Annotated in this window: 19 protein-coding genes; 13 read left to right on the top strand and 6 right to left on the bottom strand. The window is 71.7% G+C overall.

What is annotated here, in order from left to right; translation table 11 throughout:
• Positions 1-18 precede the first annotated feature (18 nt).
• From ACIQ8J_RS20545 to ACIQ8J_RS20530, 4 genes are read left to right on the top strand one after another with little or no spacing between them, the layout of a single operon-like run.
• A complete protein-coding gene (locus tag ACIQ8J_RS20545; RefSeq protein WP_403273682.1) occupies positions 19-666 on the top strand; it encodes a hypothetical protein in 648 nt (215 codons plus the stop codon).
• Positions 667-726: 60 nt separating this feature from the next.
• Positions 727-1,254 (top strand): nuclear transport factor 2 family protein, encoded by a 528-nt coding sequence (locus ACIQ8J_RS20540; protein WP_403273685.1) that lies wholly within the window; start codon positions 727-729, stop codon positions 1,252-1,254.
• 43 nt (positions 1,255-1,297) lie between these two features.
• Complete coding sequence (locus ACIQ8J_RS20535) at positions 1,298-2,038, top strand: hypothetical protein (protein WP_403273688.1); 741 nt, start codon at positions 1,298-1,300, stop codon at positions 2,036-2,038.
• Entirely contained in the window at positions 2,035-3,246 is a 1,212-nt protein-coding gene (locus ACIQ8J_RS20530; RefSeq protein WP_403273691.1) for a lytic transglycosylase domain-containing protein, read from the top strand. Before ACIQ8J_RS20535 ends, ACIQ8J_RS20530 begins: the two co-directional genes overlap by 4 nt.
• Here the strand turns inward: ACIQ8J_RS20530 and ACIQ8J_RS20525 are convergent.
• Positions 3,232-4,308, bottom strand: a complete 1,077-nt coding sequence (locus ACIQ8J_RS20525) for an ATP-dependent DNA ligase (RefSeq protein WP_403273693.1) — start codon at positions 4,306-4,308, stop codon at positions 3,232-3,234. The two genes, ACIQ8J_RS20530 and ACIQ8J_RS20525, sit on opposite strands and share 15 nt — an antisense overlap.
• A 55-nt stretch (positions 4,309-4,363) precedes the next feature.
• Between ACIQ8J_RS20525 and ligD the strand changes: the two genes are divergently transcribed.
• The 4 genes from ligD (at position 4,364) to ACIQ8J_RS20505 (ending at position 8,319) form a co-directional block, all read left to right on the top strand.
• Positions 4,364-5,380 (top strand): non-homologous end-joining DNA ligase, encoded by a 1,017-nt coding sequence (ligD, locus tag ACIQ8J_RS20520; protein WP_403273695.1) that lies wholly within the window; start codon positions 4,364-4,366, stop codon positions 5,378-5,380.
• 105 nt (positions 5,381-5,485) lie between these two features.
• Positions 5,486-6,277, top strand: a complete 792-nt coding sequence (locus ACIQ8J_RS20515) for a VOC family protein (protein WP_403273697.1) — start codon at positions 5,486-5,488, stop codon at positions 6,275-6,277.
• Between the two features lie 83 nt (positions 6,278-6,360).
• The gene (locus ACIQ8J_RS20510; RefSeq protein WP_403273699.1) at positions 6,361-6,621 is read left to right on the top strand and encodes a WhiB family transcriptional regulator; all 261 of its coding nucleotides are present in this window, start codon (positions 6,361-6,363) and stop codon (positions 6,619-6,621) included.
• A 96-nt stretch (positions 6,622-6,717) separates the two neighbouring features.
• Positions 6,718-8,319, top strand: coding sequence for a GMC family oxidoreductase (locus tag ACIQ8J_RS20505; RefSeq protein ID WP_403273703.1), 1,602 nt, complete (start codon positions 6,718-6,720; stop codon positions 8,317-8,319).
• 17 nt (positions 8,320-8,336) lie between these two features.
• Here ACIQ8J_RS20505 and ACIQ8J_RS20500 read toward each other — a convergent pair whose 3' ends face one another.
• From ACIQ8J_RS20500 to ACIQ8J_RS20490, 3 genes are all read right to left on the bottom strand, one after another.
• A complete protein-coding gene (locus ACIQ8J_RS20500; RefSeq protein ID WP_403273706.1) occupies positions 8,337-9,305 on the bottom strand; it encodes an acyl-ACP desaturase in 969 nt (322 codons plus the stop codon).
• Between the two features lie 170 nt (positions 9,306-9,475).
• Positions 9,476-11,128, bottom strand: coding sequence for an ABC-F family ATP-binding cassette domain-containing protein (locus ACIQ8J_RS20495; protein ID WP_403273708.1), 1,653 nt, complete (start codon positions 11,126-11,128; stop codon positions 9,476-9,478).
• Between the two features lie 401 nt (positions 11,129-11,529).
• Entirely contained in the window at positions 11,530-11,946 is a 417-nt protein-coding gene (locus tag ACIQ8J_RS20490; protein ID WP_403273711.1) for an SsgA family sporulation/cell division regulator, read from the bottom strand.
• A gap of 245 nt (positions 11,947-12,191) precedes the next feature.
• On the opposite strand from ACIQ8J_RS20490, the gene ACIQ8J_RS20485 reads away from it, so the two are divergent.
• Positions 12,192-13,244 (top strand): WD40/YVTN/BNR-like repeat-containing protein, encoded by a 1,053-nt coding sequence (locus tag ACIQ8J_RS20485; protein ID WP_403607910.1) that lies wholly within the window; start codon positions 12,192-12,194, stop codon positions 13,242-13,244.
• A gap of 18 nt (positions 13,245-13,262) precedes the next feature.
• Here the strand turns inward: ACIQ8J_RS20485 and ACIQ8J_RS20480 are convergent, their stop codons facing one another.
• The gene (locus tag ACIQ8J_RS20480) at positions 13,263-13,562 is read right to left on the bottom strand and encodes a YciI family protein (protein WP_403273715.1); all 300 of its coding nucleotides are present in this window, start codon (positions 13,560-13,562) and stop codon (positions 13,263-13,265) included.
• 73 nt (positions 13,563-13,635) lie between these two features.
• On the opposite strand from ACIQ8J_RS20480, the gene ACIQ8J_RS20475 reads away from it, so the two are divergent.
• A complete protein-coding gene (locus ACIQ8J_RS20475) occupies positions 13,636-14,340 on the top strand; it encodes an endonuclease V (RefSeq protein ID WP_403273717.1) in 705 nt (234 codons plus the stop codon).
• A gap of 25 nt (positions 14,341-14,365) precedes the next feature.
• On the opposite strand, the gene ACIQ8J_RS20470 is transcribed toward ACIQ8J_RS20475, so the two are convergent.
• Positions 14,366-15,547, bottom strand: coding sequence for a saccharopine dehydrogenase family protein (locus tag ACIQ8J_RS20470; protein WP_403273719.1), 1,182 nt, complete (start codon positions 15,545-15,547; stop codon positions 14,366-14,368).
• A 274-nt stretch (positions 15,548-15,821) separates the two neighbouring features.
• On the opposite strand from ACIQ8J_RS20470, the gene ACIQ8J_RS20465 reads away from it, so the two are divergent.
• Genes ACIQ8J_RS20465 through ACIQ8J_RS20455 form a run of 3 tightly spaced genes read left to right on the top strand, consistent with a single transcriptional unit; the run spans position 15,822 to position 19,368 of the window.
• Positions 15,822-16,967: a CaiB/BaiF CoA transferase family protein gene (locus tag ACIQ8J_RS20465; protein WP_403273722.1), complete on the top strand. Its 1,146-nt coding sequence runs from the start codon at positions 15,822-15,824 to the stop codon at positions 16,965-16,967.
• A 1-nt stretch (position 16,968) separates the two neighbouring features.
• Complete coding sequence (locus ACIQ8J_RS20460; RefSeq protein WP_403273725.1) at positions 16,969-18,111, top strand: acyl-CoA dehydrogenase family protein; 1,143 nt, start codon at positions 16,969-16,971, stop codon at positions 18,109-18,111.
• Positions 18,112-18,153: 42 nt separating this feature from the next.
• A complete protein-coding gene (locus ACIQ8J_RS20455) occupies positions 18,154-19,368 on the top strand; it encodes an acetyl-CoA C-acetyltransferase (RefSeq protein WP_403273728.1) in 1,215 nt (404 codons plus the stop codon).
• The last annotated feature ends 9 nt before the right edge of the window (positions 19,369-19,377 follow it).

Here is a 19,377-nt window from a genome sequence, read left to right as displayed (position 1 = left end):
CCGGTAGGGAGACACAGCGTGCGCACAACGAAGCCGCACCCCGTGGAGGGGCAGCGCGACGAACGGCCCGGCGACGACCCCGCCCCCGGGACCCCGGACACCGAACCGGCCCCCGACCCCGAGCCCCGGGATGACCCCCCCGCGCCCTCCGAAGCCGAGCCGCGTCCCCGCCGTCTGCGCCGTGCCCTCGGCCTCGTCGTCACCCTCGCCCTCCTCCTCGCCGGAGCCGGACTCCTCTTCCAGGCCCGGCAGTTGGGCGACACCCCGGCCACGGCGAACCACGCGCTCACCGACACCGAAGCCACCACCCGTGTCATCGGCGACGTCAGCAACACGCTCGGCAAGATCTTCTCGTACACCCCGCAGGACACCCGCGCCACCGAGGACGCCGGGCGCGAGCTGCTCGGCGGGAAGGCGGCCGGGCAATACGCCGCACTGTTCGGGGAGTTGAGGCAGCGCGTAGCCGAGCAGAAGCTCACGCTGACCACCCATGTCGTACGGGCGGGGGTCACCCGGCTCACCCGCGACCGGGCGGAGCTGCTGGTCTTCCTCGACCAGCGTGCCCAGCGGGCCGGCAAGCCAGCCACCACCGCCGCCGCCCAGCTGTCCGTCACCGCTCAACTCACCGACGGGCACTGGCGGATCACGGAGATCCAAGCCCGCTGAACAACGTCACCACCGAACGGCCCGCCGTCGCCGGATCCTGCGAGAGGGATGACACAGAACATGGCACGCATGACGACCAGGCCCCTGCTCATCGTGGCGATGTCGCTCGCGTTGATCGCGGGCGCCTTCGCCGTATGGGCGGGCTGGTCCTGGTACGGCGCGGCGCACGACGACGCCGTCTCCTACGCCGCCTCCCGCGACAAGGTTCTCGCGGCAGGCGAACAGGCCGTACAGAACCTCTCCACCCTCGACCACAAGGACCTGGCGCACGGCCTCGACCTGTGGCAGGCCTCCACCACCGGTGATCTGCACCAGCAACTTGCCGACGGGCGCGCCGAGTTCGAGAAGCAGGTGCGGCAGGCGCAGACCGTCACCACCGCCAAGGTGCTGGACGGCGCGGTCACCGAGCTCGACGACCGGGCGGGCCGGGCCAGGGTGATGGTGGCACTGCGGATCACCGTGCAGGCGCCGAAGCAGCAGCCCGCCGCCAAGGACAGCCGGATGCTCGGCGAACTCACCCGTACCCCCGGCGGCTGGAAGCTGAGCGCCCTCGGCCAGGCGCCGGTCGGCAGCAACGCGGCCAACTGAACCTCCTCTTCCGCCTCCTTCAGCCAGGACAGGAGCCCCGCCCATGTCGACGACCCGTCACCTGGTCAACCGTCAGCGCCGACTGGCGAGCACCGCCGCCGCCCGCGTCGCCACCGAGCCGCAGCCGGAGCGGACGAGAAAACACATCAACTCGCCCAATACGCTGGGTAGTTCCGATCCGAGGAAGTCCGCGCGAGCGCCCTCGGCTCCCCGCCTCGGCCGACGGTGGTCCGCCATCCGGCCCGCCCTCGACCGGCTGCCCACCGTCCGGCTCCCCGTCGTCCTCTGTGTGCTCATCGTCCTGCTCGGCGCCTTCGCCGCGCTGGCCGCCACCCGGGCCGACGGCCTGCGGTCCGACCCGGCCGTGCGGAACGCCGCCCTCACCGATCTCGCCCGTACCAGCGAGATCAAGGGGCAGACCGGCAAGGCCGTCGCCGCGCTGTTCTCGTACAACTACGCGGACACGGCTCCGGCCGACAAGGCGGCCTCAACTCTCCTCACCGGCAAGGCGGTTCAGCAGCACCACGACATGCTCGCCACCGTGCGCGCGCAGGCCAAGGACCAGAAGCTCGTGCTGACGACGACCGTGACGGAGAGCGGTGTGGAGATGATCGACGGCTCGCGTGCCCGGGTCCTCGTCTACGCCGACCAGAGCAGCACGCGCACGTCGGGCAAGAAGCCCGAAACGTCGTACGCCGCCGCCATGTTCGCCGTGGATGTGGTGCGCAAGGGCGGCGGCACCTGGCAGATCTCCGGCATCGACACCTTCGGGCAGGGCTCATGAGGGCCCCGGTGCGCCTGGGCTGGGGGTACTTGGGGCGCGCGCTGCCGGGCGGGAAGCGGTTGCGGCGCGGGCTGGCCGGTACGGCGGTCGCGGCCGCCGCGATGGCCGCGCTCACCGCCTCCCAGGCACCGGGGCTCCTGCATGGCGCAGCGCCGCCGCACCAGGACGAGCCCACGGCGGGCGCGCCCGTCCCCACGCCCGGACAGCCCCCGTCCGACGGCTCGTACCACACCGAACTCCCGCCGCTGGTCTCCGCACAGACCCCGAGTGCTCCACCAGCCGAGGGGGTGATCGACCCGGTGTGGACGCAGGAGGGCATCCCCGCCACCGTGCTCGCCGCGTACCAGCAGGCGGAGGCGAAGCTGCACGGGACAGAACCCCGCTGCCACCTCCCCTGGCAACTCCTCGCCGCCATCGGCAAGGTGGAGTCGGGGCACGCGGGCGGCGGCCGCGTCGACGCGCACGGCACGACCCTGACTCCCATCCTGGGACCGGTGCTCAACGGCGTGGGCGTCGCGAACATCCCCGACACCGACCACGGCGTACTCGACGGTGACGCACGCTACGACCGTGCCGTCGGACCGATGCAGTTCATCCCGTCCACCTGGGCAACGTGGGGACAGGACGGCAATGGTGACGGTGTGAAGGACCCCAACAACGTCTTTGACGCAGCGCTCGCCGCCGGGGTGTATCTGTGCGCGGACTCCCGAGACATGGCCGTTCCGGCGGAGCTGAACCGTGCGGTGCTGAGCTACAACGACTCCGCCGACTATCTGCGGACGGTCCTGTCGTGGCTGGACTTCTACCGCCGGGGCAGCCATGCCGTACCGGACGGGAAGGGGGTGCTGCCGACCACGCCCGGAGCGGGCAGCGCCCGGCAGATCGACCAGGACAAGGGCGGCAGGCAGGGCGGCGGCATCGTCATCGGCCCGCAGCCGGGCGGCCGCCCCTCCGCCCCGGTGCCGGTGCCGCCCGGCGGCAGCCCGTCGGCGTCGCTGCCTCCGCACTCGCCGTCGCCCTCGGATTCGCCGTCCGGTGGGCCGAGCCCTTCGCCTTCGCCGACCGCGAGCCCCTCGGGGAGCCCCGGCCCTTCGCCGTCCGGAAGTCCCGGTCCGCCGGGCTGCCCCAGCGACTCGCCCTCGGCGCCGACGACCCCTGCCCCCACCGGCCCGCCGGCCGGACCCGGCTGCCCGTCACCCACCCCCTGACGCCAGCACCTCCGCCAGGTCGTACCGGACCGGCTCCTCCAGCTGGGCGTAGGTGCAGCTGCCGGGGACGCGGTCCGGGCGCCAGCGCCGGAACTGCGCGGTGTGCCGGAACCGGTCGCCCTCCATGTGGTCGTACGCCACCTCAGCCACCAGCTCCGGCCGCACCGCCACCCACGACAGGTCCTTCTTGCCGGTCCAGCGGCTGGTCGCGCCCGGCAGCCGGGCACTCTCGTGCGCCGACTCCTCCGCCCAGGCGGCCCAGGGATGCCCCTGGGCCACCGGATCGTCCATGAGCAGCGGTGCGAGCTCCTCGATCAGCTCCGCGCGCCGCTGCATCGGGAAGGCCGCGCACACGCCGACGTGCTGGAGCCCGCCCGCCGAGTCGTACAGGCCGAGCAGGAGCGAGCCGACCACCGGGCCGCTCTTGTGGTGGCGGTATCCGGCCACCACCACATCCGCCGTGCGTTCGTGCTTGATCTTGTACATGAGGCGGGCGTCGGGCCGGTAGGGGAGATCGAGCGGCTTGGCGATCACCCCGTCGAGCCCGGCCCCCTCGTACTGCTCGAACCACCGGTGGGCCACGTCGATGTCGGTGGTGGCCGGAGCCAGGTGGACGGGCGCCGAAACCGCTCTCAAGGCCTTCGCCAGCTCCGACCGCCGCTCGGCCAGCGGGGTGTCGAGCAGTGACGCGTCGCCGAGAGCGAGCAGGTCGAAGGCGATGAAGCTCGCCGGAGTCTGTTCGGCGAGGAGCTTCACCCGGGACGCGGCGGGATGGATGCGCTCGCTGAGCCGGTCGAAGTCGAGCCGTCCCTCATAGGCGATGACGATCTCACCGTCCACCACGCAGCGCTCGGGCAGCCGCTCCAGGAGGGCCCCGGCCAGTTCGGGAAAGTAGCGGGTCAGCGGCTTGCCGTTGCGGCTGCCGATGACGATCTCGGTGCCGTCCCGGTGCACGATCGCCCGGAACCCGTCCCATTTCGCCTCGTACTGCATCCCGGGCGGAATCCTCGCCACGGACTTGGCGAGCATCGGCTTCACGGGTGGCATCACCGGGAGATCCATACAGTCGATTCTCACCGATATGCGGCATTGATGCCCTCCGCCTACCGTGGCCTGCATGGGCAAGGGCGAGGCGATCGAGCTGGAGGCCGGCGGGCGGACCGTCCGGCTCTCCAATCCGGACAAGGTGTACTTTCCGGCGACCGGCTACACCAAGCTGGACGTGGCGAACTACTACCTGGCCGTCGCCGACGGCATCACGCGCGCCCTGCGCGACCGCCCCACCACCCTTGAGCGCTACCCCGACGGCATCGAGGGCGAGTCCTTCTTCCAGAAGCGGGCCCCGAAGAACCTCCCCGACTGGATCCCCACCGCCAGGATCGCCTTCCCCAGCGGCCGCCACGCCGACGAGATCTGCCCCACCGAGCCCGCCGCCGTCCTGTGGGCCGCACAGCTCGGCTGTCTGACCTTCCATCCCTGGCCGGTGCGGCGCGAGGCCACCGACCACCCCGACGAACTCCGCATCGACCTGGACCCGCAGCCCGGTACCGACTTCGACGACGCGGTGCCGGTGGCCCATGAACTGCGGGCGCTGCTGGGTGAGTTGGGGATCACGGGCTGGCCCAAGACGTCCGGCGGGCGCGGCATCCACGTCTTCGTGCCGATCGAACCCCGCTGGACGTTCACCGAGGTGCGCCGCTGCGCCATCGCGATCGGCCGCGAGCTGGAGCGGCGCATGGCGGGCCGGGTCACCACCGCCTGGTGGAAGGAGGAGCGCGGCGAACGCATCTTCGTGGACTACAACCAGACCGCCCGCGACCGCACCATCGCCTCCGCCTACTCGGTGCGCCCCAGACCGCACGCCCCGGTATCGGCGCCGCTGCGCTGGGACGAGCTCGACGACGTACATCCCCAGGACTTCGACCTGCGGACCATGCCCGCGCGGTACGCCGAACTCGGCGACCTCCACGCGGACATGGACGACCACGCCTTCGGCCTCGAACCGCTCCTCGAACTCGCCGCCCGTGACGAGCACGACCACGAGCTCGGCGACATGCCGTACCCGCCGGACTACCCCAAGATGCCGGGCGAGCCCAAACGGGTTCAGCCGAGCCGAGCCGCCAAGGGGAAGTAACGCACCCCCGGCAGCAGGGCCGCTCCGAGGCGCTCGTCCCGGATTGTCAGTGCCCGGTGCCAGACTCAAGAAGACAGGACAACGGGACACACGAAGGAGCTCACCATGCTCACCACCCGTTACGTCACGGGCTCTCCCTGCTGGATCGATCTCGGCACGCCGGACATCGACGCCGCGGCCGCGTTCTACACCGGCCTCTTCGGCTGGACCTTCGGGCCGGGCGGGCCGGAAGTCGGCGGATACGGCACGTTCCAGGCCGCCGGCAAGACCATCGCGGGCGGCATGACCGTCCCCGCCGACCAGAGCGACCCGGCCTGGAACGTGTACTTCCGGACCCCGGACGCCGACGCCACGGCGAAGGCCGTCGAGCAGGGCGGCGGCAGCGTCACCTTCCAGCCCGTGGACGTCATGGAGCTCGGCCGCAGCGCCTACTTCCGCGACCCGGCGGGCGTCGGCTTCTCGGCGTGGCAGCCCCGGCAGATGGACGGCATGGAAGCCGCCGGCGAGCAGAACACCCTGAGCTGGATCGAGCTGTACACCCCGGACGTCCAGGCGGCCACCGGTTTCTACCACACGGTATTCGGCTGGGAGACCTCGGAAGTGCCCTTCCCTGGCGGCACCTACACCACCGTGAATCCCTCGGGCGCCGGCCCCGACTCGATGTTCGGCGGCGTCGTCCCGATCGACAGCGACCCGCTGGAGGCCGAGGCCGGGCCGTACTGGATGCCGTACTTCGAAGTGGCCGACACCGACGCGATCGCCGCCAAGGCGGGGGAGCTGGGCGGCCGGGTCCGCATGGCGCCGATGGACATGGAGGGCGTGGGCCGGTTCGCCAAGCTCGCCGACCCGCACGGCGCACGCTTCGCCGTCATCAAGGGAGCTGCGCCGACGTTATAGGAGGGAGGCCGATTTCGGCGATCAATTTCGGCGTTCAACGTTCGTTGACCGGACGTTGATCAGTGGCGGGCAACGTGGTCCGCATGCTGAACGACACCATCACCCCCGGGCCCGAACTCGCCTGGCAGGAGAGCGCGCTGTGCGCCCAGGCGGGAGCCGAGTTCTTCTTCCCCGCCCCGGGCAGCTCGACGCGCGAGGCCAAGCAGCTCTGCGGAGCCTGCGACGAACGGCTGGCCTGCCTGGAGTACGCCCTGGCCAACGACGAGCGGTTCGGCGTGTGGGGCGGCCTCTCCGAGAAGGAGCGGCTCCGCCTCCAGCGCACCAGGCAGCGATCCGGCAGCTGACCGCGCCGGACCACCCGACGTCCCCTGGCGCCACGGCGCCGGGGCGGTCCATGCTGGCCCCCGCACGACCCACAACTACGGGACGAGGGGGCCGGGTTGAGCACTCCGGGAACAGCGGGCAGCGGGACGTACGACTACATCGTGGTGGGCGCCGGATCCGCGGGCTGCGTCCTCGCGGCGCGGCTCTCGGAGGATCCCACCGTCCGGGTGGCCCTCGTCGAATCGGGCCCGCCCGACCGCAAGGCAGAGATCCGGATCCCGGCCGCCTTCCCCAAGCTCTTCAAGTCGCCCTACGACTGGGACTTCACCACCGCCAAGCAGGAGGGGCTCGGCGGCCGCGAACTGTACTGGCCGCGCGGCCACACCCTGGGCGGCTCGTCGTCGATCAACGCCATGATGTGGGTGCGGGGGCACCGCGACGACTACGACGCCTGGGGCGAGGCGGCCGGGCCCGACTGGTCCTACGACCGGCTCGTCCGCTACTTCCGGCGCGCCGAGCACTGGACCGGGCCCTCGGCCGACGGCACCGTCCACGGGACCGGCGGACCGCTGTTCATCTCCCCGCAGCGCGACCCGAACACCACGACCGGCGCCTTCCTCGCCGCCTGCCGGGAGGCCGGACTGCCCGAACTGCCGGAGCTGAACGCGCCGGACCACTCGGGCTGTGCGATCACCCCGGTCAACCAGCGAGGCGGCCGCCGCTGGAGTGCCGCGGACGGCTATCTCAAGCCCGCCGCCCGCCGGATCAACCTGGACGTCCTGACCGAACTGCGGGTGACCGGGCTCCGGTTCGACGGGCCCCGCGTCACCGGCATCACCGCCGAAGGCCTGCCGGAACCGCTCACCGCCCGCCGCGAGGTGGTCCTCAGCGCGGGCGCCATCGGCTCGCCCCAGCTGCTGATGCTGTCCGGAATCGGCGACCCCGAGCGGCTGCGCGCGGCGGGCGTGGGTGTGCGGGGCGCGGCGCCGGAGGTCGGCCGGCACCTCCAGGACCACCTCGCGTACGCGGTCACCGTGCGCTGCCCGATCCCCGTCAGCCTCACCGGCGCCGACTCGCTCACCAACATGGGCCGCTTCCTGCTGCGCGGCCGCGGCCCGCTCACCTCCAACGTCGGCGAGGCCGTGGCCTTCCTGCGCACCGACCCGCAACTGGCCGCCCCCGACATCGAGTTGGTCTTCGCGCCGGCGCCCTTCGTCGACCACGGACTGACCCCGCCGACCGAACACGGCCTCACCATCGGTGTGGTCCTGCTCCAGCCCGCCAGCGAGGGCCGGATCGACCTGGCGGGCAGCGAGGCGTCCACCGCGCCCCGCATCGACCCCGGCTACCTCACCGCGGAAGCGGACCTGTCCCGGCTGATGGCCGGGATCCGCAGGGCGGAGGAACTCTTCACGCGCCCCGCCCTCGCCCCGTACGTCTCGGGGCCGATGGAGCCCTACCCGGGCACGGTCGACGACGAGCGGCTCGCGCAGTCCGTCCGGGAAGTCGCCGAGACGCTGTACCACCCCGTCGGCGCCTGCCGCATGGGCAGTGACGACGGCTCGGTCACCGACCCCCGGCTCAAGGTCCGGGGAGTCGAGGGACTGCGCGTCGTGGACGCCTCGGTCATGCCGCGCATCACCCGCGGCCACACGCACGCGCCCACGGTCGCGATCGCCGAGAAGGCGGCGGAGATGATCCGGGAGGACGCGCGCTGACGGCGGGATGAACGGGCTCAGCCGCGCGCGGCCATCCGCGCCTTGCGCGCGGCCAGCTTCTCGTCGAACTTGGCCGCCTCGGCGTTGAGCCCGCCCATGTACATGCCGAGCTCCTCCTGCGCCTTGAGACCCTCGGGGCCGAGCCCGTCGATCTCCAGGACCTTGAGGTAGCGCAGCACGGGCTGCAGTACGTCGTCGTGGTGGATCCGCATGTTGTAGATCTCGCCGATCGCCATCTGCGCGGCCGCCCGCTCGAAGCCCGGCATGCCGTGACCGGGCATCCGGAAGTCCACGACGACGTCGCGCACCGACTGCATCGTCAGGTCCGGGGCGATCTCGAAGGCCGCGCCGAGCAGATTGCGGTAGAAGACCATGTGCAGGTTCTCGTCGGTCGCGATCCGCGCCAGCATCCGGTCGCAGACCGGGTCGCCCGACTGGTGGCCGGTGTTGCGGTGCGAGACCCGGGTCGCCAGCTCCTGGAAGGCCACGTAAGCCACCGAGTGCAGCATCGAGTGCCGGTTGTCCGACTCGAAGCCCTCGCTCATGTGCGCCATCCGGAACTGCTCCAGCTTGTCCGGGTCCACCGCTCGCGAGGCGAGCAGGTAGTCGCGCATCACGATGCCGTGGCGGCCCTCCTCGGCGGTCCAGCGGTGCACCCAGGTGCCCCAGGCGCCGTCCCGGCCGAACAGGGACGCGATCTCGTGGTGGTAGCTGGGCAGGTTGTCCTCGGTGAGCAGATTGACCACCAGGGCGATCTTGCCGATGTCCGTGACCTTGGACTGCTGGGGCACCCAGGCCTCGCCGTCCTCGAAGAGTCCGGGGAAGTTGCGGGCGTCCGACCACGGCACGTACTCGTGCGGCATCCAGTCCTTGGCGACCTTGAGATGCCGGTTGAGCTCCTTCTCGACCACTTCTTCCAGTGCGAACAGCAGTCGGGCGTCGGTCCACGCGTCCGAACTGCCGAGGTGGGGAGAAGTGATCGTCACGGGGTTGCTCCAGGGGGACGGAAAGCGGGGATGGCAGGCTTACCTACGCATTCGTAGGTTACGAGACCGTAGGTTAAGGCGGCAGTAAGCCCCCGGCCAAGCCCGCCTTCCCCTTCGTCCGGTTACGTTCTGTTATATGTGCAGGTCGTCACCGTCGATGGAGAGGCAAGTCACTCGGTTCGGCAGTGGGCCACCGCCCCCTCCCGTACCGCCTCGGCCGTGGTGTCGGTCAGCTCGCCGTCGAGCAGCAGCCAGCGGGTGACCCCGATGGCCTCCAGGAACGGCACATCGTGACTGGCCACGATCAGAGCGCCCTCGTAGGCGTCGAGCGCGGCCGTGAGGGCGCGCACGCTCGCCATGTCCAGATTGTTCGTCGGCTCGTCCAGCATCAGGAGCTGCGGCGCGGGATCCGCGAGCAGCAGCGCCGCCAGCGCGGCCCGGAACCGCTCACCGCCCGAGAGGGTCCCGGCCGGCCGACCGGCCCGCGCCCCCTTGAACAGGAAGCGCGCCAGACGTGCCCGGATGGCGTTGTCCGTCGCGCCCGGTGCGTACCGGGCCACGTTCTCCACCACGCTCAGCGCGTCGTCGAGCACGTCGAGGCGCTGCGGCAGGAACCGCAGCGGAACATGCGCCACCGCCTCACCGGTCACCGGCTCCAGCTGCCCGGCGAGCGTCCTGAGCAGCGTCGTCTTGCCGGACCCGTTGCGTCCGACCAGTGCGATCCGCTCGGGTCCGCGCACTTCGAGCTCACCCTTCACCCGGGCCCCGTAAGGGAGTTGGAGCTCCCGCAGGGTCAGCACCGCGCGCCCCGGATGCACCTTGGTGTACGGCAGCTCGATCCGGATCTCCTCGTCGTCGCGCACCGCCTCCACCGCCTGGTCGAGCCGCTCGCGCGCCTGGTCGAGGCGCTCGGTGTGCAGGATGCGGTGCTTGCCCGCCGACACCTGCGCCTCGCTCTTGCGGCCATTGGCGACGATCTTCGGCACCACCTTGTTCTCGAAGCTCTTCTGCGCGTACCTCTTGCGCCGCGCCAACTTCACGTGGGCGTCGGCCAGTTCGCGCTTCTGGCGCTGTACGTCCGCCTCGGCGACCCGCACCATCCGCTCGGCCGCCTCCTGCTCGGCCCGCAGCGCCGCCTCGTACGCCGTGAAGTTGCCTCCGTACCAGGCGAGTTGGCCCTCGCGCAGGTCGGCGATGCGGTCCACCCGGTCGAGGAGCTCCCGGTCGTGGCTGACCACCAGGAGCACCCCGCTCCAGGCGTCGACCGCGCCGTACAGCCGTTGCCGCGCGTGCAGGTCCAGATTGTTCGTCGGCTCGTCGAGCAGCAGGACGTCCGGGCGCCGCAGGAGCAGTGCGGCAAGCCGCAGCAGCACCGACTCGCCGCCCGAGACCTCGCCGATCGTGCGGTCCAGGCCGATGCCGCCGAGGCCGAGCTGGTCGAGGGTGGCGCGGGCCCGCTCCTCGACGTCCCAGTCGTCGCCGACCGTCTCGAAGTGCCGCTCGTCCGCGTCGCCGCCCTCGATGGCGTGCAGCGCCGCGCGGACCGCGTCGATGCCGAGGGCCTGGTCCACCCGCAGGGCGGTGTCGAGGACCAGATTCTGCGGCAGGTATCCGATCTCGCCGGCCGTCCTGATCTGGCCGTCGGTCGGAGTGAGTTCACCCGCGATGAGCTTCAACAGGGTTGACTTTCCAGAGCCGTTGAGGCCGACGAGGCCGGTCCGGCCGGGGCCGACCGCGAGCTGGAAGTCCTCGAATACGGGGGTTCCGTCCGGCCACGCGAAGGAGAGCGCGGCCGAGCCGATCTGAAGGGGGAAGGTTGACATACGGGTCTCCCGGTTGCAGGGAAGGAGGGGAGCCGGGGCGCGAAGGGCCGGGGCTCCGAGGGCAACGGGGGTTCTGAGACACCGCTCAGGGCAGGAAAAAGGCCCTGGTCGTGGAGGACATGGCTCGGAGGCAGAGGTCACACCGGGCGCGCGACACGGAAGGGAGCGCGCGAAACGGTGTCTCAGGGCCTCAGACGAGCAACGTCCTTCTCCGTTCGACGACAACAGGGCCAGTCACGAAGGTACGCCGGTCCCGCGCGGACCGGCAAACGAATTGAATCCGGAACGCGGGTCCGCCGACACGGCGGAGCTGTGCACCGTCGCGACCGGGCAGGAGCGGAGACGGTGAGGGAGGCGGTCAGGGGCATCGGCCCCCGGAACGCCTCCGCGGGAGGGCGGACTCAGCAGGCGTCGCGCAGCAGCGCCGCGAGGTCCCCGTCCATGTCGAGGTACTGGTGTTCGTGGCCGGCCGGCACCATGAGCTGCGTGTTCTTGAGGAAGCGACGCACCTCGGACGTGCGGATGTGCACCATGGCGACACCCTCGCGGGCGTGGAACTCCAGCACCGTGCGGTCGTAGCCGTACGGCCGAACCCGCACGTCACCGACCCCGGCGGGCGCCTCGATCCCCACTTCGAGCAGCTCGCGGGCGAACTCCCAGGCGACTTCGGCGCCTTCGAGGGTGGCCGGAGCGGGGAACGCCATCCGGACGGCGAAGGGGTCGTCGCGGTCGTAGCGCAGCGTCGCGGGCACGGTCTCCATGCGGGGCGCGGACGCGATCAGGCGTACCTGGACGGGCTGCTCGATGACGGTGGACAAAGCCCTGCTCCCTCAGCCTCGGTGGTTCTCTCCTGCCGCCCGGAAAGACGGCGGAAGTCAGCATTCCGTGCACCGGCGGTTCACGTGACCTGTATCACTACCGCTATTCGCGGCCTTCATTCGGCCATACGGAGAAATTGCCTCGCAGCACTTGGCGGTGCCCGGTGTCGCGGGCGCACTCTGGACGGGCCCGGCCCGCTGGGCTAGCTTCCGACGCCATGAGGCCCATGGGGAAGACGAGACGGATGCTGTCGGTGGGACTGGGCGTGGTGGCGCTGGCGGTCGCGATGACCGCGTCGGCCCAGGCGCACGGGCACGGGCATGGCGCACCGAAGTGGGAGGTCAAGGCCACCGGAACCGACGCCCGCTTCCGCGGGCTCGCCGCCGTGAGCCGGTCGACCGCGTGGGTCGCGGGCTCGAAGGGCACGGTGCTTCGGACGGCCGACGGCGGCCGCAGCTGGAAGAACGTGTCGCCGCCCGGCGCGGCCGGACTGGAGTTCCGGGACGTGGAGGCCTTCGACGGGCGACGTGCCGTCGTGCTGGCCATCGGCGAGGGCGAGGCGTCCCGGGTCTACCGCACCGAGGACGGCGGGACCACCTGGAGCGAGTCGTTCCGCAACACCGACCCGAAGGCGTTCTACGACTGCCTGACCTTCCTGGACGCGCGGCATGGTCTGGCGGTGAGCGACCCCGTCGAGGGCAAGTACCGCATCCTGTCCACCGCGGACGGCGGCCGCTCGTGGAACGTGCTGCCGAACACCGGCATGCCGGCCGCCCAGCCCGGCGAGGCGGGCTTCGCCGCGAGCGGCCAGTGCCTGGTGAGCTCCGGGCCGCGCGACGTCTGGCTCGCCACCGGCGGCGGCGCCACCGGCCGCGTCCTGCACTCCTCGGACCGCGGGCTCACCTGGACGGCCGCCGACACGGCCATCCCGGCCGGCGACCCGGCGCGCGGAGTCTTCGGCCTCGCCTTCCGCGACCGTACGCACGGACTCGCGGTCGGCGGGGACTACCGGGCGGGCCAGGCGTCACCGTCGGCCGCGGCCGTCACCGGTGACGGCGGCCGCACCTGGCGACAGGCCGCGACGCCGGTCGCCGCCTACCGCTCGGGCGTCGCCTGGCTGCCGCACTCCCGCTCGGCCGCGCTCGCCGTCGGGCCCACCGGCACCGATCTGACCCGCGACGGCGGCCGCACCTGGCGGACCGTCGACACCGGCTCGTACGACACCGTCGACTGCACCCCGGACGGCGGCTGCTGGGCGTCCGGCGAGCAGGGCCGGGTGGCGAGGCTCGCCGACTAGGGGGTGTCCGGCCCTTTCCTAGTTCGGCAACTCCTGCCGGTACGCGGCGAGTTCGGGCGCCACCTTGGTGGCGAGGAACTCGGTGATCCGGTACGCGCAGACGTCGTTGACGACGAAGGGGTCGGTCGCCGCGAGCCGCTCGATCGCCGCGCGGTCGTCCCCGACGGCGAGGATGATCCCGCCGTCGCGGGGCTCCTTGCGCCCCGACGCGATGAAGGTGCCCGCCGCGTAGTGCGCGGTGAGCCAGGCGACATGGGCGTCGAGCAGCTCGTCCACGCGGGCGAGCGGGGCGGTGTAGGTCAACTCCAGTACGAACATGATCACCAGGCTACTCCGGACCCGTCCGGCGCCCCCGGCCCGCCGCTGCCGGGCACCCTCTAGGGTTGGCGGCATGGAGATGATCACGGGGATTCCGGACGGCTGGCCCGCCGATGAGGCGGCCGCCCTCGCCACACAGGACGAGCTGCGCGGCCGCGTCGTGCTCGACCGGCCGGGGCCGCCGCCCGGCGAGGGGCTCGTCACCGGGGTGGACGTGGCGTACGACGACGAGCGGGACCTGGTCGTCGCCGCCGCCGTCGTGCTGGACGCCGCGACCCTGGAGGTGGTCGAGGAAGCCACCGCGGTGGGCCGGGTGGCCTTCCCCTACGTTCCCGGACTGCTGGCCTTCCGCGAGATCCCCACCGTGCTCGCCGCGCTGGAAGCGCTCAACTCGGGCCCGGGGACGGTCATTTGCGATGGCTACGGCCTCGCGCACCCGCGCCGCTTCGGGCTCGCCAGCCACCTCGGCGTGCTCACCGGGCTGCCCGTCATCGGCGTCGCCAAGAACCCGTTCACCTTCACCTACGAGCAGCCCGGCCCCCGCCGCGGCGACAGCTCCCCGCTGCTCGCCGACGACGGGACCGAGGTCGGCCGCGCCCTGCGCACCCAGGACGCGGTCAAGCCCGTCTTCGTCTCGGTCGGCCACAAGGTGAGCCTCGACAACGCCTGCGCGCACACCCTCCAACTGGCCGGGCGCTACCGCCTCCCCGAGTCCACCCGGCTCGCCGACTCACTGTGCCGCCGGGCCCTGAAGGCGGCGGTCGACACCGCCCGCTGACGCAGGGCTCCGCCTCAGGGTCGGATCAGCGGGTGCCGGCCACCCGGAAGCGCATTCCGGCGGCCCGCAGCCGCTCGATCAGGGTCTCGCCCATCGCCGTGGCAGGGGTCAACTGGCCTGCGAGTTCGGGGAGTTCGTCGAAGGCGAGGCTCAGTGCGGCCTCGGCGAGGATCTTCGCCGTCTCGTCGTAGCCGGGATCGCCCCCGGACACCTCGGTGAAGACCCGCCGACCGCCGCCCTCGCCGACGAACCGGACCGTGAACCAGCTGCGCCGGCGCCGGGCTTCGTCCGGACCCCGTCCCGATTCATAGCGGCTCATCAACCAGTCGCGCGCGGGCGGGAGTTGGGTGGCGGCGGCGACGGCGCCCGCCGCGGCCACCCCGCCGATGGCCACCGGGAGGTGCTTCACCGCGGCGAAGTGCCGGTAGCGGAAGTCGGGACCGTACCGCTCGTCGGCCGCCGCGGAACGGGCGATCACCTGCGGGTCGATGGTGGGCAGCGGCACCGCCCAGGCGTCGGTCTCCCTGCTGAAGTGCGGTGCGCCGATCGGGGCGCGGGCCCGGCGCCCCACCAGGCGCGGCTCGTGCAGCCGGCGCTCCCGGGCGGCCCGCGCGGTCTGCGCACCACGGCCGAGCGCGGTCAGCACCGAGGCCAGGGTCCCGCCGGAGAAGGTCGCGTTCGACCGTACGAAGCCGTCGATGCGCAGCGGCACCCCCGACGGCAGCTGCCGCACGGTGAAGAGCACCCCGAGGTCGTGCGGCGCCGAGTCGAAACCGCAGGAGTGCACCAGACGGGCCCCCGTCTCGCGGGCCCGCGCGTCGTGGCGCACGTACATCGTGTCCACGAATTCCGGCTCGCCGGTCAGGTCGAGGTAGTCGGTGCCCGCCTCGGCGCAGGCCGCGACCAGGCCCTCGCCGTACCAGACGTAGGGGCCGACCGTGGTGGCGACGACCCGCGCCGATCCGGCGAGCGCGCGCAGCGAGGCGGGGTCGGTCGAGTCGGCGGTGACGAGCGGGAGCGTGGCGCACGCCGGGTCGATCTTCGCGAGCCGCTCGCGCAGCCGCTCCAGCTTGGCGCGGCTGCGGCCGGCGATCGCCCACCGGCAGTCCGCGGGTGCGTGGGCCGCGAGGTATTCGGCGGTCAGCGACCCGACGAAACCCGTCGCGCCGAACAGCACGATGTCGTAATCCCGCTTCGACCGTTCCACCCTTGTGCCTCCGCACTTCTGCTGCCTGGTGCCGCTGTCGGCTGATGCCGGTTGCAGAGGCTAGCGTGCGTCCGCGCTGCGGGCAGCCCGGGAGCGTGCCACTGCCGTGGTCACAGGCGGGGAAGGTGCTGGGCAAGCCCGGCGTATCGGGGCAACCGGCGCCCGAACGCCACTCCATCGCACTAAGCGCTTGCTCGCTGGGGCTTGTGCGGAGTGGAACGTGTTCTTAGCATCACTGATGTTACATCAGTTGTGTCACAGTGCTGGGGGCTTGATGACAGCGACAGGAACCGGCCCGCTGGCCGGGGTGCGCGTGGTCGAGCTGGCGGGCATCGGGCCGGGCCCGTTCGCCGCCATGCTCCTCGCCGACCTCGGCGCCGACGTGGTGCGCGTGGACCGCCCCGGCGGCGCCGGACTCGCCATCGATCCGGCGTACGACCTCACCAACCGCAACAAGCGCTCCGTGATCATCGACCTGAAGGCGGCGGAGGGACCGGCCCGCGTCCTCGACCTGGTCGAGCGCGCGGACATCCTCATCGAGGGCTACCGGCCCGGCGTCGCCGAGCGCCTCGGCGTCGGCCCCGAGGACTGCCTCGCCCGCAACCCCCGGCTGGTCTACGGGCGGATGACCGGCTGGGGCCAGGACGGGCCGCTCGCCCAGCGGGCCGGACACGACATCGCGTACATCGCCATCACCGGCACCCTCAACATGATCGGCAAGCCGGACGAGGGCCCCACCGTCCCCGCCAACCTCGTCGGCGACTACGCGGGCGGCTCGCTCTACCTCGTCATCGGCGTGCTCGCCGCCCTCCAGCACGTCCGGACCGGGGGAGCGGGGCAGGTCGTGGACGCCGCGATCGTCGACGGGAGCGCGCACCTCGCCACGATGATCCACGGCATGCTCGCGGCCGGCGGCTGGCAGGACCGGCGCGGCGCCAACCTCCTCGACGGCGGCTGCCCCTTCTACGGCACGTACGAGACCTCCGACGGCCAGTACATGGCGGTCGGCTCCCTGGAGCAGCAGTTCTACGACGAGTTCATCCGGCTCCTCGGCATCGAGGACGCCGCCCCGGCCCGCAAGGACCTCGCGCGCTGGGCCGAGCTGCGCACCACCATCGCCGCACGCTTCCGCACCCGCACCCGCGCCCAGTGGACGGCCGTCTTCGAGGGCTCGGACGCCTGTGTCGCGCCCGTCCTGTCCCTGACGGAAGCGCCCCGCCACCCGCACCTGGCGGCCCGGGGCACCTTCACCTACCACGGCGGCATGACCCAGCCCGCGCCCGCGCCGCGCTTCTCCGCCACCCCCGGATCGATCCACCGGCCCCCCGCGCTGCCCGGCGCCCACACGGCGGAGGTCGCCCGCGACTGGGACCTGCCGGAGCTCATCGACCATCCGGCAACTCCCGTACAGGAGGCTTGAGTTGAAACGGCAGATCTTCACCGCCGAGCACGAGGCGTTCCGCGAGACCGTACGCACCTTCCTCGCCAAGGAGGTCCTGCCGCACTACGAGCAGTGGGAGAAGGACGGCATCGTCTCGCGCGAGGCCTGGCTCGCGGCCGGCCGGCAGGGGCTCCTCGGGCTCGCCGTGCCCGAGGAGTACGGCGGCGGCGGCAACGCCGACTTCCGCTACAGCGCGGTGCTCGCCGAGGAGTTCACCCGGGCCGGGGCCGCCGGACTCGCGCTCGGCCTGCACAACGACATCATCGGCCCCTATCTGACCGGGCTCGCCACCGAGGAGCAGAAGCGGCGCTGGCTGCCCGGATTCTGCGACGGCTCCCTGATCACCGCCATCGCCATGACGGAACCCGGCGCCGGCTCCGACCTCCAGGGCATCCGCACCACCGCCGAGGACAAGGGTGACCACTGGCTCCTCAACGGCTCCAAGACGTTCATCTCCAACGGCATCCTCGCCGACCTGGTCGTCGTGGTCGCCAAGACCACTCCCGAGGGCGGCGCGAAGGGCCTGTCACTCCTGGTCGTCGAGCGCGGCGCCGAAGGCTTCGAGCGCGGCCGCAACCTCGACAAGATCGGGCAGAAGTCGCAGGACACGGCCGAGCTGTTCTTCCACGACGTACGCGTCCCGAAGGACAACCTCCTCGGCGAGCTCAACGGCGCCTTCATCCACCTCATGACCAACCTCGCCCAGGAGCGGATGGGCATCGCGGTCGCCGGAATCGCCGCCGCCGAACACCTCCTGGAGATCACCACGAGTTACGTCAAGGAGCGCGAGGCCTTCGGCCGGCCGCTGGCCAAGCTCCAGCACATCAGGTTCGAGATCGCCGAGATGGCCACCGAGTGCGCCGTCACCCGCACCTTCCTCGACCGCTGCATCGTGGACCACTCCAACGGCGAACTCGACGCCGTGCACGCCTCGATGGCCAAGTGGTGGGCCACCGAACTGCAAAAGCGCGTCGCCGACCGCTGCCTCCAACTGCACGGCGGCTACGGCTACATGACCGAGTACCGGGTCGCCAAGGCCTTCACGGACGGCCGGATCCAGACGATCTACGGTGGCACGACCGAGATCATGAAGGAGATCATCGGCCGCTCCCTGCTCGGCTGATACCGCTCTCAAGAACCACCCTCATCGGAAAGGCTGCTGACGTTGAGCACCGAAGCGTATGTGTACGACGCGATCCGCACCCCGCGCGGACGCGGCAAGGCCAATGGAGCCCTGCACGGCACCAAGCCGATCGACCTCGTGGTCGGCCTGATCCACGAGATCCAGGCGCGCTTCCCGGGCCTGGACCCGGCCGCCATCGACGACATCGTGCTGGGCGTCGTCGGCCCGGTCGGCGACCAGGGCTCCGACATCGCCCGCATCGCGGCGATCGCCGCCGGGCTGCCCGACACGGTCGCCGGCGTACAGGAGAACCGCTTCTGTGCCTCCGGCCTCGAAGCGGTCAACATGGCTGCCATGAAGGTCCGTTCGGGCTGGGAGGACCTGGTGCTCGCGGGCGGCGTCGAGTCCATGTCGCGCGTCCCGATGGCCTCCGACGGCGGCGCCTGGTTCGCCGACCCGATGACCAACTTCGACACCAACTTCGCCCCGCAGGGCATCGGTGCCGACCTCATCGCCACCATCGAGGGCTACTCGCGGCGCGACGTGGACGAGTTCGCCGCGCTCTCCCAGGAGCGGGCCGCCGAGGCGTGGAAGGCCGGCCGGTTCGCGCGCTCCGTCGTCCCCGTCAAGGACCGCAACGGCCTCGTCGTCCTCGACCACGACGAGCACATGCGTCCGGGCACCACGGCGGACTCCCTGGCGGGCCTCAATCCCTCGTTCGCCGCGATCGGTGACATGGGCGGCTTCGACGCCGTGGCCCTGCAGAAGTACCACTGGGTCGAGCAGATCGACCACGTCCACCACGCGGGCAACTCCTCCGGAATCGTGGACGGTTCGGCCCTCGTGGCCATCGGCTCCAAGGAGGTCGGCGAGCGCTACGGCATGACCCCGCGGGCCCGCATCGTCTCCGCGGCCGTCTCCGGATCCGAGCCCACCATCATGCTCACCGGCCCCGCGCCCGCCACCCGCAAGGCGCTCGCCAAGGCCGGACTGACCATCGACGACATCGACCTCGTGGAGATCAACGAGGCCTTCGCCGCGGTCGTGCTCCGCTTCGTCAAGGACATGGGCCTCAGCCTCGACAAGGTCAACGTCAACGGCGGCGCCATCGCCATGGGCCACCCCCTCGGCGCTACCGGCGCGATGATCCTCGGCACCCTCGTGGACGAGCTGGAGCGCCGCGACCTGCGCTACGGCCTCGCCACGCTCTGCGTCGGCGGCGGCATGGGCATCGCCACCGTCATCGAGCGTCTCTGACCGTCCTTC

The organism is Streptomyces sp. NPDC094147, assembly GCF_044764265.1.
In the GTDB taxonomy this organism is placed as follows: Bacteria; Actinomycetota; Actinomycetes; order Streptomycetales; family Streptomycetaceae; genus Streptomyces.
This window is presented reverse-complemented; position numbering and strand designations above follow the sequence as displayed.